This is a genomic window from bacterium (assembly GCA_035559435.1).
Taxonomy (GTDB): domain Bacteria; phylum Zixibacteria; class MSB-5A5; order WJJR01; family WJJR01; genus JACQFV01.
In genome coordinates this window covers 1-15,917 of record DATMBC010000070.1, presented here as the reverse complement: position 1 = coordinate 15,917, position 15,917 = coordinate 1, and the positions used below count along the sequence as shown (strand labels likewise).

Genomic DNA, 15,917 nt, shown 5'->3' with positions numbered 1-15,917 from the left:
CTCAGCCTCCCGGCAACAGTCGTGCCATGATGTGGCCGATCCAAACCGCGCCCAGTCCGCAGACGACATTGGCGCCGATATTGAGCAGGGCACGGCCGGCCAGTCCATCGCGCCACAGGGTGAGTGTTTCGTAGCCAAACGAGGAAAAGGTGGTGAACCCACCCAGCACCCCGATGAAGACAAACAGTCGGGCCGATGCCGACAGGACGCCACGATCATCGGCCAAAGTCGACAGAAATCCGATGCCCAGGCACCCGGCCGTATTGATCAACAGCGTGCCGAGGGGGAATCGGCCCTCGAAGAGACGGTGGACCAATCCGCCCGCGCCATAGCGCAGGATGGCGCCCACCATCCCACCCAGACCCACCAGTGCGACCCGCTCGATCAAGGCATCCCTCTCAGTTGGCCACCGGCGCCACGATCCAGAAATCGCGCGGGTAGAGACGGTACAGCCGCACAGTCTCCCCCTCCACCGATTTCAGGTACTTCTCATACGATTCGAACTGCTTCTCCGGTCCGATGACAAAGGGGATGGAGCCGGGCACTTCGTCCTCGGAGACGCCATATCCCGGCAGGATTGCGCCATACACATACGGCATGCGGTCGTGCAACTCACCATAGAGATCGCGCGAATCGCGCAGCGACAGGATGCCCTGCCGGAAGGAACGCACCGCATCGGGGGTAACGCCGTCGGCCAGGTCGGCCGCCATCGCCTCGCCGCGCGTCTCGTAGCGTGAGCCGGAGCGGTACGATCCGAACGCCTGCGCGATCGCATACTCGGCCAGCGACGTGTCGTATGGCGCGTTCTTCAGCTGATCGACGACAAACTGCATCGTCTGCGCCAGATCGGGGCAGCGCTCGGCGTAATAGATGATGCGTCCGGTTGCCTCGTTGGAGCGCAGGCCGTTCGAATAGGCCAGCCCCGCGCCCCAAGTCTTCATGAACATGCTGTGGGCGCCGCCGCCGCCGTAGAGCCGCGCCGAAAGGAAATCGAGCAGACGATCGCGGTCATGGTCGGCGTAACTGGCGCAGGGCGCGGTGTTGATGTGCACACCCGCGCGGGTGTTCTCGTTGACCAAGCCAACGTACACCGGGCGCCCCATACCGGGCGTTCGTTCCTGGAGCCGCTGCACGACGCGCGGGCGGTTGTCGTATGCTTGACGGCGCGACGGCGTCGGGGAAAGCCGGCGCGTGATCTCCTCCAATCGCATCCCCAGCGCCTTCTGATTGGCGGACGAGCCGATGGTGAAGGCGCGGACATTGTCGCCGGCCAGCACCAGCGACATCACGCGGCGCAATTCATCAAGCGCCTGCGCCGGCGGCACTGTCAAATCGGCGACCATCTGTCGGCACAGGTAGTCCCAGTCCGTGCCCAACGTTGCATCGGGAATGTCGGACAGTGACAAGCGCAGGTCCTTGACCGCCTCGTAGGCCAGCGTGCGCGCCGGTTCCGGCAGGTTGGTCAGCGTCTGCGCCGTCTTCTTGCCGCGCGCCGACAACGTCCCCTCGGCTTTTCCCTCCGGCGAAAGCACGCCGACCAGCACCGTCAGATCGTCCCGCGACGCGGTCCGGCCATAGTCGGCCAGCCCATCCATGAATTCGGCGAAGAGCCGCAGCGATGTCTCCGGTCCGGGATCCTTCAGGCGCCAGCGCAGGCGGTGCAACGCATGGGTCTGCGTCAGGAAGGAACCGGTGTGCAGATAGAGCGGATTGGTTTGCCGCCAGTAGGCGTTGGCGGGATCGTCGACCCAGGCTTCCTCGGCGTTGCGCATGGTGTTGCGCGTGTTGGCCAACGCCAGATCGATCGCGTCGCGCAGACGCGGAAGGTTCTCCACCCGCCAATCGGCGGAGAAGATCACCTCGCCGATCCAGCCGATGGCACGCTCCGATTCCGCCAGATCGCTGCCGGCGCCGCGCACGACCAGTTCGGTGCGCTCGGTCCGGGCGTTGGTCGAGTAGTAGGCATACAGTTCAAGGATGTCGCGGCGAATCTGGTCGCGCACCTGGTCGTAGGGAATCGGACGGCCGTCGCGCACGATACCGACATCGGTCAAAAGCGTCGGCAGCGCCGCGGTGTAAAGCAGCAGCTCCTCGGGGACCACATTCATGTTAAAGGCGAGCCCCACGGTGGCGCCCGTCATGTTGTCAAAGGTCGAATTGACCAGCGGTCCGCCGCCGGGGAGACGGTCCACCGCATACCGCAACTGATCGTCCAGCGTCATCGGCGGGTTGTCGATGAACTTCGGCATCGGGATGGTTGCCGCCGCCGCCTCGATGAGCGCGGTCTGCGCGTCGTAGTCGGCGCGGAATTTCTCGATCGCCTCGGCGTCGCTGGCGACGTTGTACTGCCGTTTCAGCTCGGCGATGTAGGCCGCCACCCGCGCTTTTCGTTCCGCTTCGGTCTTCTCCAGCAACGCCGGATCGGGGACCGCCGCCACCGCGTAGGGGAGCGGCGCGTCGATGCGCGCGGTTGCGATCAATGCCCGCCATGGGTTGGCCCCGGAGCTTAACGCCGCCTCGGCGTAGTTCACCTCTTCGTCCAGCGCCAGGGATTTGCGGAATCCCGGCTCCCTCTGCAGACGGCGCAGATGCTCCATCCAGCGCGAACCGGTGCCGCGGTAGCCGAACTGCGGCGGCGAGTTGAGGAATCGACGAATCTCGCGGCGGCGCTCGATGATACGGGCCCTGGCCTGCTCGTTGAAGGCCGCCAGCTCAGTCGAGCCGTCGGGCCAGGAGGCGATCCGCGCGATTTCGCGCATGACCAGGTCGCGCACCCGCAGGATCGTCGAATCGGACAGAGCGTCGCGGCGCACATTGTCGAAGCCGACATACAACGGCTGACCGGGGTCGCTGGAGGTCCAGGCGAAGACCGAACTGGCGCCGATGTCCATCTCGCGCTTCTGCGAATCGATGAATTTCTGATACAAGACCGAGGTCTCATCTCCGGCGAGATTGGCCCAGAGGAGTTCGAGAAGGTATAGGTCATTGTTGGCCAGCGACCGGTTTGGCTGCCAGCCAAAGACCAGCACACCCGGCTCGGCCGGGTTCTGATGCGGGAACCCCACCTGCGTGACCAATCCCGCCGGCGCCGGCTGCGGCGGCGGCACCCGCTCGCGCCCGAAAGCGGGATCCTCGCCGGGCGTCGCGTTCGGCTCCAGTCTGGCGAAGATCGCGCTGGTGCGCGCCAGGCAATCCTCCAGCGAAATGTCATCCGGAATCGCCACGATCATGCACATGTTGTTGAGATGGTGCGTCGCGGAAATGAACCGCCGCATGTCATCCGGCGTCATCGTGCGGATCGAATCCGGATACCCGCCGGCGTCGAGGCACAACGGATGGCGCGGTCCATACTGCAGGATGCCCATCTCACGGAACAGCGGCGACCAGGGGCGCTCGTAGGTCGAGACCATCTCGTTGTAGACCGTTCCCTTTTCCTCCAGCGTATAGGTGCTGTCTTCGGGATTGAACTTCAGCCCCATGTGACAGACCTCGCGGCGAATTTCCTCGTCGCTGAAGGTCGGATAGAGCATCGCTTCGAGTTTCTTCTCCATCAGCTCGAAGAAGACATCGGCGCCCGCCGCGGTGTGGTAGTGGTAGCAGGTCTCCATCTGCATGGTGAAGGCGCTCGAGTTGCCCAACGACATGTCCTCCAGCGAGGCGACATACCGTCCCCGCGTGCCCTTGCCGAGCAGCAGATGCTCGCAGGTGTGCGGCTCGCCCTGGTCGGAGGGCGGCGGCGAATTGACCCACATGAACGCCTGCGGCACCGTCTGAATGCGCAACACATCGAGCACAAAACCCGACGGCACGTGCCGGAAACGCGCTCCCATGGCCGCGCCGGCGCCGTTGTCGTAGACATTGACCACCGCAAAGTCGGCGATCCGTTGATCCTGCCGCAGGCCATCAAAGGCCGGGTCGGCATGGCCGGTGCCGGCCCACGCCAGCGCGGCCAGCGCCGCGGCGGCCGTCAGCGCCACTCCAGACTGGGACATACGCACTCCTCTATTCGTGATGGAACACACATTGATTGCAACGGAACGGCGCGCGTCGGCGCGCGCGCCATCGCCAGAATCCTACGCGGCACTCCGGCGGGAGTTTCAAAGAGTTGTCTGCCACGGGGGGAATCAAGACAAAAGGCCGGGCATCACGCCCGGCCTTTCCAACGTGCCTCGCGGGGCGCGGGTCACAGGTCGCAGGGATTGCAGAAGGTGGGCGCTTGCCCGCGGAAGGCCACATCAATGATTCGCACCACATCGACCACGTCACTGGCCCCGGAGCAGTTCACGTCGGTCCGTCCGCCCGGATTGGGGAAGCAATCGACGTCCAGAATCGGATCGTTTCCGCGGAAAGCCACGCCGATGACCGAGATCACATCGACGACATCGGTCAGGCCATTGCAGGCCGGATCGGCAGAGCAGGGGCATTGACAACCATTGGCCACGGTGACCACGATCGGCAACGAATCGATGAGCGCGCCGTCGGTCACCGTGCAATTCAGCAGGTACTCGCCCGACTGCGTGTAGTCTGGGAGAAAATCCACGGTCGCCGTGCCATCGCCGTGATCAGTCAGCACGGCATTGGCCAAGGGCGAGATGGCAAAGGACAGCGCCGTCAAATTCGAATCGAACGCGGTCAGGCCGAACGCCAGCGGCTCGCCTTCGGTGACCCAGACCGAATCGGGCCCGTCGATGACAGGCGCAAACGACACTGACAGCACACGCAACGCCGCCGCGGCGTTGATCCGTCCCCAGCCGTGGTAAATGTCGAATCCGGGCGTGTCCTCGCCGGGACGCCCCACCTGGTCGTCGGCCGTGCGCGTGAGAATGTGCAGCACGGAATCGGCGGGCCAGCCGGGTCGCAGACCCAGCATCAGCGAGATCAATCCGGAGACATGCGGTGTGGCCATCGATGTTCCGCAGAGGTTGGCGTAGCCACCCCAGGCCACCGGATAGGTGCTCCAGACATTGTCCCCGGGGGCACACACGTCGATCCAGGCGCCATAGTTGGAACCGGAGGACGGCGAGTAGCAGAAGGGATCGGCGCGTAGGTCGTCGGAGTCGGTGGCGCCGACCGAGATGACGCCGTTGAACGCCGCCGGCCAATGCTGGGCCCCGACATCATCGTTGCCCATGGCCGCCACCACGATCACGCCGAGGGATTCAGCGTAAGCGACCGCGGTCGATTCCACCAGCGCCGGCGCGCCGAGATGTCCCAGCGACATGCTGATCACCTGCGCGCCCTCATCGGCGGCATACACGATGCCGTTGGCCACCGAGGAGGCCGTCCCCGAGCCGTCGGCGCCGAGCACACGCACCGCCATGATCCGGCAGTGCCAATTAACGCCCGCGATGCCGATGCCGTTGTTGCCGGTGCCCGCGGCAATGCCCGCGACATGGGTGCCGTGGCCGTTGTCGTCATTGGTGGCGTTGTTGTCGTTGATGAAATTCCAGCCGAAACCGTCGTCGACAAAGCCGTTGCCGTCGTTGTCCTCCTCGTCAAACTCCTCGCCGGGGTTCATCCACAACCGGCCCTGGAACTCCGGATGCGAGGGATCGATCCCCGTGTCGATAATGGCCAGCACGATGCTCGAATCGCCGGTGGTGTACTCCCACGCCGCGTCCATGTCAATGTCGGCGTCCGCGGTGCCGGGATCAAAGGGCGGTTGCGTGCCCGTATTGCGCAGCGCGTACTGGGCGGATGCGAAGTAGGTGTCGTTGGGGACAACCGCCGACCCGACCGCCCGTACCACCGCGTCAAATTCCGCGGCTTCAACATCAGGCGAGCGCTTCAGCTCTGCCAGGATCGCATCGGGATCGGCCCCGGCGGGGACGGTGACGGCCACAAAGTCATGCAGCCCCATGCGGCGCGCCAACGAGCGCTGGGAAGCGGTCGTTCGGGCTGGAGAAATCAACTGCTCGGCCCGTTCGATTTTCAGCGCCGCGACGGCGCGGTCGAAATCGCCGCGGCCGCTGCGCCCTTTGGTAATGGTTTGATCCGCGTTCAGGCTGGGGACCAGGCGGACAATAATTCGCGAACGGTCCACCTCGGCCTGGGCTGTCGGCGACAATCCGAGCAGCAGCCATAACGTGAACACAGCGGCAACAGTCTTCGTCATCAAATCGGCCCTTTATTGATCGGGTTCCCCATCAGTGTTGATCAACGGGGTTTGCACTCTTAGAGCGCGCACGGATCGCACACCGGCGGGCCGCCGCGGAAAACCACGTCCACGGCCCGGACCACGTCGAGGATGTCGATCTGGCCATTACATGTATAATCGGCACGAGTCGCATGCGGACAACCGGGGTCGCTGGCCGCCGGCGCTCCGGCACGGAACGCCACATTGACGACCCCCACTACGTCCGTGATGTCGAGCACTCCGTTCGCGTTCAAATCGCCATGCAGGGTGCAGTCACAGGCCGGCACGGCGGTGACCGTGCCGGGCGCGAAGTAGTCCGGGTATCCGTCGTCGAAGACGCTGACCAGACGCAGCCGGGTCGAACTTCCCAGCCAGGCGGTGTCCAGGACATCGGCCTGATTACCCGGGCCGTCACCGGCACGCACCCACAACCAGGCAACCACGCCCGACCCTGGGGCCAGAGGCGGAGAGCCGCCGCCGTTGTCGGCCCGTAGGGTATACCCCGCGATGCCCGAGGGACGGGCGTCGTAGGCGATCTGCAGATACTCGAAGTAGTCCGTGCGCGGACCACGGGTCAGCGAATCGATGGCGATGGGCGCCGGACCGCTCAACACGAATGGCAGATAGATGTCCCGCACCGGATGGCTGTTGGACAGCGTGATCGGGATCGCCCCCGATTCCCCCGACTGCAGCATCACATCGCCGTACCAGACGGAGTCGACCGGGTCAAACAGTGTCGCCAACGCCGCCCGCAGATTCGGTCGCGGCCCGATGTGGCGCGTGAGAAGGGGGAATTGCTGCGGCGAACCGGTGTTGATGAGCAGATTCCGGATCGTGTCGGCATCCGGCACAATCCCGAGCATCTGCTGGAACACGCCGGACACACACAACACCGCGCCGGTGACGATCGGCGAGGCCGATGACGTCCCGGAGAATCCGGCGGTGTAGTAGTAGTCGATCCCGCCCGCGTTGTAGAGATCGCCATACCCGAGCGTGTACACGAGGATGCCGTACCCCTGCAGGTCGACCCGCTGGCCATAGTTGGAAAAGGTCAGCGGTGACCGGTCATTGTCGGTGGAATTCGGCGGGTTGCCCGCGCCGCAGATGATCGCGTGCGAATACCGGTAGGCCGGGTGGAAGAGACTGTCATACATGGGATCGTCGAAATTCTCCGATCCATTCCCCGCCGCCTCGCAGACAATCACGCCGTTGGCCCAGGCATAGAGCATGGCGTCGAAATTGTCCTGCCAGTACTCCATTGCGACATACCCGGCCTGGTCGTCACGGCCTTGGAAGTTGTAATGGGGGCCGGGGGCATGCAGTTCGATCAGGATGGCGTCGCCGGGATTGGAGGAATCGGTCGCCAGCACAATCGCGCTGGCCGTCGACATGGTCCACACCGACGAGATGCCGATGTCGGTCTCGTACGCGATGCCGGTCATGCCGATGCCGTTGCGGCCGGCGGCCATCTCGCCCAGCACCGCCGTGCCATGGTGGGTGTCATTCTGTGGATTGAATCCGATCACCACCGCCGACGGTCCGCCGGGCAGGTCCTCATGCGTCAGCTGCCAGCCGTACTCGACGTCGATGATCTGCGTCCCGATGCCCGTGCCGCCGGGCAGTGTCCATGCCGCCCGCGCGTCGACGCCGCCGGGCGCGGCGCCGAGATACAACTGGCCCGCTTCAAAGTTCGGGGTCGTGGCCGCGGGCGCGTATTGATGCAACCCCGATGAGTCCGTGCCGCGCAGACGCGCCACTTCGGGACGCGGCGCAAAGTAGGCCAGCTCGACTTCGTCGAGCGAATTCAACTCATCAATCAGCTCCGTGGCCAACAATGGGTCCGCAAGCGGGAGCCGGAAATACAGTGACAAGTCGGGCAGCAACGCGCGGACCCGATCTTCCGCCGTCAGCCGGCGGCCGCGCATGGTCTCCGGATCGCCGGGGACCGAGGGAAGCGGGCTCGGCAGCCCCCGTCGGTTGAAGGCGTTGACCACACGGGCGGCATTGGCGTGACCCAGACGCGCCCGGCCGGAATGCACGGTCAGCCCTTCGCGGAACTTCACCACCACATCGCCGGGCGGAGCCAGCGGACTGATCGTGGCCTTGGCCGGACGCGCGACCCGACGCAACGGCGCGTATCCGCGTGTATCCCGCGCGGCCCGGGCCGCTTCAGTTGTGATCAGGAAAACGACAAGCGCCGCGAACCAGGCCGCACATCGGAGCAAACGCACTTCTACACCTCGCATGTCGATCTCACGCACACAAAGAGCGGAACGTCCGGTTGATTCGATTCAGTTGTCCAATGCCTCAAGGGTCAACGGTCTGAGGTACCTGGCGGATGGGCGGCGGCCGGGTGACAGCCCCCATTCTGTTGTAATATAATCACTTTCGTGGAACTGTCAATCGACCGGCCTGCAAGATCCTGTCCGCGCCAGTGCCTCTTAGGCCATGCGGCCCAATCGAATCGGAGCAAAGCGGGTTAAATCCCTTTTCTTTTTGTCACCCCTGTGGTATTTGAGCGCCGATGTCCGACCAACCCATCGCCTTGGCGCCGCCCTTGTCGCGCCTGATTGCCGCGTTGCCGCCGAGCACGCCCTTTGTCGCGCCCGAGGCGCTGGAACGTGCCCACGGGATTCCCTTGCGGTTGCGGCTGGGCGCCAACGAGAGCGCCTTCGGGATTTCGCCGCGCGCGTGGACGGCGATGCAGGAGGCCATCGCCGCGGTTGGCTGGTATGGCGACCCTGAATCGTATGCTCTGCGCGCCGCGCTGGCAAAGAACCTGGGAATCGGCATCGACCATCTCTTGATCGGCAACGGCATTGATGGGCTGCTCGGCTATGTGGTGCGCGCGCTGGTTGATCCCGGCGATACGGTGGTGGCTACGCGCGGCACCTATCCGACCTTCGCCTATCATGTGCGCGCTTTCGGTGGCCGACTGGTAGCAGTGCCATACCGTGATGACCGCGCCGATCTGCCGGCCCTGCTGGATGCCGCGCGAAAGGAAAGCGCCCGACTGGTCTACCTGGCCAACCCCGACAACCCGTCGGGCAGTTGGCATCATCGCGCGCAGATCGCCGAGTTCATCGAACTGCAGCCCGAGGAGTGCCTGCTGTTGCTCGATGAGGCCTACCACGAATTCGCGGCCGCGGACGCTGTGCCGCTGCCACAGGCCGAGCGTCCGAACCTGATCCGTCTGCGCACTTTTTCAAAAGCCCACGGCATGGCCGGCGCGCGTATCGGTTATGCGATTGGTCCTGTCGAGTTGATCGTCGCCATCGGCCGCTTCCGCAACCAATTCGAAGTCAGCCGCATCGCCCAGGCCGGGGCGGTGGCCTCGCTCGACGACCCCGGGTTTGTGGACGGCGTCATCCGCGCGGTGGAAGAAGGACGGCGCGACTACGGAGACCTCGCCGAGTGTCTCGGAGTGCCCGTCATCCCCTCGGCCACGAACTTCGTCTGTTTCGATCTGGGCAGCCATGCCCGCGCCCGCGCGGCGCTCCAAGCGCTGCTGGCGCGTGGCGTGTTCATCCGCATGCCGGGCGAGGCGCCGCTTGACCGTTGTGTCCGGGTCACCGTTGGCACTCCCGCACAGCGCGCCGACTTCGCCGAGGTCTTTTCGCAGACTTTGCAGGAAGTGTAAAACAAACCGGAGTTGGGAGACGATGGGGAGGCGGTTTAATCAATGTATGACATTGCTGACATCTTCCAGCCAGGCACCGCATATTCACGCATCGTCACGCCGCCGCCCACTCTTGCCGCGAACTGCGAGCGATGACAGATTAGGGATGACTGTGGGTGGACGGGAACTCATTCCCGCCCCGGTGGTTCAAGGGGGCGTTAGCAAAGGCCATCGACCGCGGGCGGGATCGCGGAAGGCGTTGCTGACTGTCGCAGAGATTGACAAGGAGCATATTCATGGACCGTCGTGATTTCGTCCGCGCTGGAGCCCTCGGTGTCGCCGCCATGTTGGCGCCGAAAGCGCTTCTCGGCCAGGACCAAACACAGGAAGGAGTCAAGGTAATGCCGCACGTTCTCCCGCAATTGCCCTATGCCTTTAATGCGCTCGAACCCTACATCGACGCGCAGACGATGGAAATCCATCACGGCAAGCATCATCAGGCCTACGTCAACAATCTCAACAACGCCCTGGCCGGCACCGGCCTGGAGGAGACGCCCCTACACCAGTTGATCGCCGATCTCTCCAAGGTGCCCGAAGCCAAGCGCATGGCGGTCCGCAACAACGGCGGCGGCCACGCCAATCACTCGTTCTTCTGGGAGCTGATGAAGCCGGGCGGCGCCAAGGAACCCGCCGGCGATCTCGCCTCGGCCATCAATGGCGCCTTCGGCTCATTCGCCACGTTCAAGGAGCAGTTTGCCGCGGCCGGTCTGGGACGATTCGGCTCCGGCTGGGCCTGGCTGGTCGTTACCGGCGGCAAGCTGGTCATCACCTCCACGCCCAATCAAGACTCGCCCCTGATGAAGGGTGTCGCCGATGTGACCGGCACGCCGATTCTCGGGCTCGATGTCTGGGAGCATGCCTACTATCTGAAGTACCAGAACCGCCGCCCCGACTACATTGCCGCCTGGTGGAATGTCGTCAACTGGGATGTCGTCGCCGGGCACTTCAAGTCGGCGAAGTAAACCGTCACGCGCACATCAGGCAGCCGCCCGGTTTCGCTGGCGGCTGCCTTTTTGTGGCCGTATGTTGGCGCCAAGGAGGGTCCCATGCGAAAACTGACCATACTTGCAGCGCTGCTGGTGCTGATGCCCGCGATGGCGCACGCCGATCCGATGACGAAGACCGGCTGGCGCGGCTGGGGGCCGCGGGTCGGAGTGACCATCGATCCCGATCAGATTCACTTCGGCGCGCACGTCGACTTCGGCAACTTCGCCGAGCACATCCGCTTTCAACCCAACCTCGAAGTCGGCATCGGCGATGACCTGACCATCTTCGCCATCAATCTCGAGGCCGCCTATCGTTTCCAGTCCCGCTGGGATGTCTGGACTCCCTACCTCGGCGGGGGACTGGGCGTGAATTTCATCAACTACGATTCCCACGAGGACTTCAAGGGGAATATGATGGCGGATGCCGCGTCGCACGCCGATGACTCCGACACCGAACTCGGCGTGAATCTGCTGGGCGGCATCGAGAAGGGGCTGCGCAATGGCCACCGCTTTTTCCTCGAGGCAAAGCTGGGCCTGGCCGATTCACCCGACTTCAAGGTGACCGCCGGGTGGACATTCTTCCATTAGCACGTTGCTGAAGAACCCAGAGTCTCGCTCTGTCTCCCGGACGGAGCGAAGGGTCTGCTTTTTCCGGTTCATAGGTGAAATCAGCAGGTGCGTCGCTTCGCTCGGCATGACATTGGCCGCTTCATGCGTCGGACCTGACTTTTTCAGCAACCTGTCAGGTCGTCGAGTCGGTTGATCGGCGTCGAGGATCGCGGGTCGGCCTCTTGGCCGGCCCGCTTCTCTTTTTGGTTCCGCTGCGGGAGGCGGATCGAGGGACGACTCTACGCGCCGGCGCCGAATTTCCTGTCGATGCCTGCAGGGCTTCCTTCAGGGCGCAGGCGTTGTTGCGGCGCAGTTCCCGCGAGCCGAACAGCAGTGTGACCTGGCGTCGTCGCGCCGTGGCGGCGAGCTCGGCCAGCGCTTCGGCGTGTTCGGCCAGCTCTGTGAAATAGCGGCGCTTGAACTCCGTCCACTTCTCCGGATCGTGCGCATACCACTGCCGCAGCTCATGAGAAGGGGACAGATCTCGAACCCACAGATCAATTCTCGCCGCGGCTTTTGACAGACCGCGCGGCCAAAGCCGGTCCACCAGAACCCGCAAGCCGTCGCCGGCGACAGGCGGGTCATAGACACGTTTCACGCTGATTGCCATGATCACTTCTGCCTTTCTCGTTTGATACGCCGATCACAATCTCATCGCACGGTATTCCATCACCCGATTGTGCTTAGAGGTCACAAATCCGCGAGTATTCCGACCAGCCAGGCCGTATCGACCAAGCAATTAACTGTCTGTCTTGCACTGACTTATGCGTCACTGTCAAATCGGGATCATTTTCCTTGCTCCAAATGTTTACTTTTTCGTATACATAACGCCCCGCCGAGGAGATGGTGGGACGTCAGGATAGTTAAGACGATGAAAATCAGCGCGTTGGAAGAATACGGCCTGCGATGCCTCCTGCGGCTGGGACGTTGCCCGGAAGGCGAGTCGCTCACTATCAGCGAAATCGCCGAAGGTGAGGGGCTCTCGGTCGCCAATGTCCGCAAGCTGATGATGCTTCTGCGTGAGGCCGGATTCGTTCAGAGCGTGCGCGGACGCGCCGGCGGCTATGCGCTCAATGGCCGTCCGGAAGACATCACCATCGGTCAGGTGGTCGAGGCGCTGGGCGGACGGATGTTCGACGACAACTTCTGCGGCAAGCACACCGGCGAACTGATGATCTGTATCAACTCCACCGCCTGCTCGGTCAAATCGCTCTGGGGTGTGCTCGACGGCCTCATCTCCGGTGTCCTGCATCGGATCCGGCTGTCCGACCTCGTCGGCGAGCAGGGGCCGGTGGTGGTCAATCTGCGCGGTCATATCGAAGCGACCGTGGGGCAACTCCTCGGTCCTGCCACGCCGGGGCAGGGCAAGCCGCTGCCCGTGATCCAATAATGAATTGATGATTTGTTGATGCCACCATACGAAGGAGAAAGCAGAGATCATGTCCGACCAGCACCCCGCCTTTCGATGTGAGAATGTCCATGTCGCCATCGGCGAAAAGGAAGTCGTCAAGGGTGTCTCCCTGACGATCCAGCCGGGCGAGATACACGCGCTGATGGGCCCCAACGGCTCCGGCAAGAGCACGTTTGCCAACGCTCTCATGGGCCATCCGGCCTACACGCTCACGCAGGGACGCATCTGGGTCAATGGCGAGGATGTGACGGAGGCCGAGGCCGACGAGAAATCGCGCAAGGGGATGTTCCTCGCCTTCCAGTATCCGGTCGCCGTGCCCGGCGTCACCGTTGCCAACTTCCTGCGCGCCGCGGTCAAGGCGCGCACCGGCGGCGATGAAGCGGCGATGAAGAGTTTCCGCAAGGACCTTATGGCCGAGTTCGAAAAACTGGAGATCGACCCTGCGTTCGCCACGCGCTACGTCAATGACGGGTTCTCCGGCGGCGAAAAGAAGCGCCTGGAGATCCTGCAGATGGCCATGCTCAAGCCGAAGGTCGCGCTGCTCGACGAGACCGATTCCGGCCTCGACATCGACGCCCTCCAGGTCGTGTCACAGGGCATCAATCGCGTGGTCGGGGACAAGGTCGGCGTGCTGTTGGTGACGCATTACCAGCGCATTCTCAATTACGTCAAGCCCCACCACGTCCATGTTTTTATGGAGGGACGGATCGTGCGCTCCGGCGGCCCGGAACTGGCGCACATGCTCGAGGAGAAGGGGTACGAGTGGATCGAAAACGAAGTCCGCGCCGGCGCGGCGGTGGCCTGAACGGCTCGGCGATGTCGACTTGCGCGAAGCACGGCGGCAGGGAGAGCGAGCCTCCTGGCGAGCCGCGCTCCGCTGGTCGCGCAAGCCTAATGAAGGACCCAAGGAGAAGCCATGTCTGATCTGTCAAGGATCCCGGTCCGGGATGAACCGAAGCCGGAACTGAACCTCCGCGAGGACTACGCGACCCGCTACGGGTTTGCCGATCCCGAGGAGTATTTCAAGAAATTTCCCAAGGGCATCAGCCATGAGGTGGTCGAGATGATCTCGCGCCTCAAAAACGAGCCCGACTGGATGCGCGAGTTCCGCCACGCGTCCTACGACGCCTTTCTCGCCAAGCCGATGCCGAAGTGGGGCGACACCGAACTGCTCAACTCGATTCAGTTCGACGACATCCATTACTATGTGAGTTCCGCCGAGAAGCCGGGGCGGTCGTGGGACGATGTGCCCGCCAACGTGAAGCGGACCTTTGACCGGCTCGGCATCCCCGAGGCGGAGCAGAAGTTCCTCGGCGGCGTCTCGGCGCAGTACGAATCGGAGGTCGTCTATCACTCCCTGCGCGAGGATCTGACCAAACTCGGCGTGATCTTTCTGGACATGGATTCGGGACTGCGCGAGCATCCCGAACTGGTGCGCCAGTATTTCGGCACCGTCATTCCATTCGCCGACAATAAATTCGCCGCGCTCAACTCGGCGGTCTGGTCGGGCGGCTCCTTCATCTATGTCCCGCCCGGAGTCGATGTGAAGATCCCGTTGCAGGCCTACTTCCGCATCAATGCCAAGAACATGGGGCAGTTTGAGCGGACGCTCATCATTGCCGACAAGGGCTCGCGCGTGCACTACATCGAAGGATGCACCGCGCCGACCTACTCGTCCGACTCTCTGCACTCGGCGGTGGTGGAGCTGGTCGCGCTCGAGGGGTCGTACATTCGCTACACCACGATCCAGAACTGGTCGAACAACGTCTTCAACCTGGTGACCAAGCGCGGCATGGCTTACGCCGACGCCACCGTTGAGTGGGTCGACGCCAACCTTGGTTCCAAACTGACCATGAAGTTTCCGTGTGTGTACCTGATGGGCGAGCGGGCCAAGGCCGAGATTCTTTCGGTCGCGTTTGCCGGCGACGGCCAGCATCAGGACGCCGGCGCCAAAGTCATTCATGCCGCGCCCAACACCACCTCGCGCATCACCTCCAAGTCGATTTCCAAGGGCGGCGGACGCGCCTCCTACCGCGGGCTGGTCAAGGCCTATCCGAACGCGACCAACTGCAAGGTCTCGGTCGAGTGCGACGCGCTGCTGCTGGATGAGCACTCGCGCTCCGACACCTACCCGACGATGGAAATTGCCGCCGAGGATGTCCGCGTCGAGCACGAAGCACGGGTCTCGAAGATTGCCGAGGAGCAGATCTTTTACCTGCAGAGCCGCGGCCTCTCCGAGGACGAGGCGCGCATGCTGATCGTCAACGGCTTCTTCGAGCCGTTTGTGAAGGAACTGCCGATGGAATACGCCGTCGAGATGAACCGTTTGATCGAACTGGAGATGGAAGGATCGGTTGGCTGATGACCACGACACGCACTCCGATGCAGACCAGCGAGACCACCGTTTCCTTTACGCCGCAGTCGGTGCTGTCCGGCATCGCCGAGCTGTACCGCGAGCCCGAGTGGCTCTCGGAGGCGCGGCGCCGCGCCCTGGACCTCTACCGCGAGATGCCGCGGCCCGATCGGGTGACGCACTTGTGGCGGTATACCGATCCGGCCGACTTCGAGAACAACAACGGCCGGTTTGCACCCGTGCCGCCGCCGGCCGGCACCAAGCGCGCCTTCCCGGCGGTCATCGAACGGGCGCTGGAACGCGAATCGCTGGCCGCGGCCGTGTATATTCGCGACGGCCTGGTCTGGAAGACCGCAGTCGATGACAAGTTGGCGGCGCGCGGCGCGCTTGTGATGGATCTGCATGAAGCCGCTCTGAGCCGCCCTGAGCTGGTTCAGCCGCATCTGGGGCGACTGCTGGGCCCTGAGTTTGGCAAGTATGAAGCGTACGCCAACGCCGCCTGGACCGGCGGCCTCCTGGTCTATATCCCGCGCGGAATCGAAGTCGATCGCCCGATCCATGTCATGACCGCCCAGCCGATCGGCGGCACATTCCGTGCCGGACGTCTCCTGGTCATCGTCGAGTCGCAGGCGTCGGTGACGCTGATCGACGAATATGGCGAGGGATCCGCGGCCGACGGCGCCGACGCCCATAACAGCCATCTGGTCGAGGTCTTTGTCGGCGCGGCGGGCCGCTGCCACTAC

Annotated in this window: 12 protein-coding genes; 7 read left to right on the top strand and 5 right to left on the bottom strand. The window is 63.7% G+C overall.

The features are described from left to right. Position 1 precedes the first annotated feature (1 nt). The 4 genes from crcB to VNN55_08315 all read right to left on the bottom strand — a co-directional run bounded on the left by crcB (position 2) and on the right by VNN55_08315 (position 8,265). The gene (crcB, locus tag VNN55_08330) at positions 2 to 388 is read right to left on the bottom strand and encodes a fluoride efflux transporter CrcB (GenBank protein ID HWO57559.1); all 387 of its coding nucleotides are present in this window, start codon (positions 386 to 388) and stop codon (positions 2 to 4) included. 10 nt (positions 389 to 398) lie between these two features. Next, entirely contained in the window at positions 399 to 3,992 is a 3,594-nt protein-coding gene (locus tag VNN55_08325; protein HWO57558.1) for a hypothetical protein, read from the bottom strand. Between the two features lie 191 nt (positions 3,993 to 4,183). Next, positions 4,184 to 6,115, bottom strand: a complete 1,932-nt coding sequence (locus tag VNN55_08320; GenBank protein ID HWO57557.1) for a S8 family serine peptidase — start codon at positions 6,113 to 6,115, stop codon at positions 4,184 to 4,186. Between the two features lie 59 nt (positions 6,116 to 6,174). Beyond that, positions 6,175 to 8,265, bottom strand: a complete 2,091-nt coding sequence (locus VNN55_08315) for a S8 family serine peptidase (GenBank protein ID HWO57556.1) — start codon at positions 8,263 to 8,265, stop codon at positions 6,175 to 6,177. A gap of 395 nt (positions 8,266 to 8,660) precedes the next feature. Between VNN55_08315 and VNN55_08310 the strand changes: the two genes are divergently transcribed. The 3 genes from VNN55_08310 to VNN55_08300 all read left to right on the top strand — a co-directional run bounded on the left by VNN55_08310 (position 8,661) and on the right by VNN55_08300 (position 11,389). Then, the gene (locus VNN55_08310; GenBank protein ID HWO57555.1) at positions 8,661 to 9,776 is read left to right on the top strand and encodes an aminotransferase class I/II-fold pyridoxal phosphate-dependent enzyme; all 1,116 of its coding nucleotides are present in this window, start codon (positions 8,661 to 8,663) and stop codon (positions 9,774 to 9,776) included. Between the two features lie 380 nt (positions 9,777 to 10,156). Then, positions 10,157 to 10,777 (top strand): superoxide dismutase, encoded by a 621-nt coding sequence (locus VNN55_08305; protein HWO57554.1) that lies wholly within the window; start codon positions 10,157 to 10,159, stop codon positions 10,775 to 10,777. Positions 10,778 to 10,861: 84 nt separating this feature from the next. Then, positions 10,862 to 11,389 (top strand): hypothetical protein, encoded by a 528-nt coding sequence (locus VNN55_08300; GenBank protein ID HWO57553.1) that lies wholly within the window; start codon positions 10,862 to 10,864, stop codon positions 11,387 to 11,389. Positions 11,390 to 11,543: 154 nt separating this feature from the next. Here VNN55_08300 and VNN55_08295 read toward each other — a convergent pair whose 3' ends face one another. Beyond that, positions 11,544 to 12,020, bottom strand: a complete 477-nt coding sequence (locus tag VNN55_08295; GenBank protein HWO57552.1) for a DUF488 family protein — start codon at positions 12,018 to 12,020, stop codon at positions 11,544 to 11,546. A 261-nt stretch (positions 12,021 to 12,281) separates the two neighbouring features. Between VNN55_08295 and VNN55_08290 the strand changes: the two genes are divergently transcribed. From VNN55_08290 to VNN55_08275, 4 genes are all read left to right on the top strand, one after another. Then, the gene (locus tag VNN55_08290) at positions 12,282 to 12,800 is read left to right on the top strand and encodes an Rrf2 family transcriptional regulator (GenBank protein ID HWO57551.1); all 519 of its coding nucleotides are present in this window, start codon (positions 12,282 to 12,284) and stop codon (positions 12,798 to 12,800) included. A 49-nt stretch (positions 12,801 to 12,849) separates the two neighbouring features. Next, complete coding sequence (gene sufC, locus VNN55_08285; GenBank protein HWO57550.1) at positions 12,850 to 13,626, top strand: Fe-S cluster assembly ATPase SufC; 777 nt, start codon at positions 12,850 to 12,852, stop codon at positions 13,624 to 13,626. A 111-nt stretch (positions 13,627 to 13,737) separates the two neighbouring features. Next, complete coding sequence (gene sufB / locus VNN55_08280; protein ID HWO57549.1) at positions 13,738 to 15,183, top strand: Fe-S cluster assembly protein SufB; 1,446 nt, start codon at positions 13,738 to 13,740, stop codon at positions 15,181 to 15,183. Further along, the coding region (locus VNN55_08275) for a hypothetical protein (protein HWO57548.1) at positions 15,183 to 15,917 on the top strand (735 nt) is incomplete at its 3' end. The genes sufB and VNN55_08275, both read left to right, overlap by 1 nt.

What these genes read in the sequence shown, in the direction of transcription:
- VNN55_08325 (HWO57558.1), bottom strand. Translation starts at nt 3,992, where the DNA reads ATGTCCCAGTCTGGAGTGGCGCTGACGGCCGCCGCGGCGCTGGCCGCG.
- VNN55_08320 (HWO57557.1), bottom strand. Translation starts at nt 6,115, where the DNA reads ATGACGAAGACTGTTGCCGCTGTGTTCACGTTATGGCTGCTGCTCGGA.
- VNN55_08310 (HWO57555.1), top strand. Translation starts at nt 8,661, where the DNA reads ATGTCCGACCAACCCATCGCCTTGGCGCCGCCCTTGTCGCGCCTGATT.
- VNN55_08305 (HWO57554.1), top strand. Translation starts at nt 10,157, where the DNA reads ATGCCGCACGTTCTCCCGCAATTGCCCTATGCCTTTAATGCGCTCGAA.
- VNN55_08300 (HWO57553.1), top strand. Translation starts at nt 10,862, where the DNA reads ATGCGAAAACTGACCATACTTGCAGCGCTGCTGGTGCTGATGCCCGCG.
- VNN55_08295 (HWO57552.1), bottom strand. Translation starts at nt 12,020, where the DNA reads ATGGCAATCAGCGTGAAACGTGTCTATGACCCGCCTGTCGCCGGCGAC.
- VNN55_08290 (HWO57551.1), top strand. Translation starts at nt 12,282, where the DNA reads ATGAAAATCAGCGCGTTGGAAGAATACGGCCTGCGATGCCTCCTGCGG.
- sufC (HWO57550.1), top strand. Translation starts at nt 12,850, where the DNA reads ATGTCCGACCAGCACCCCGCCTTTCGATGTGAGAATGTCCATGTCGCC.
- sufB (HWO57549.1), top strand. Translation starts at nt 13,738, where the DNA reads ATGTCTGATCTGTCAAGGATCCCGGTCCGGGATGAACCGAAGCCGGAA.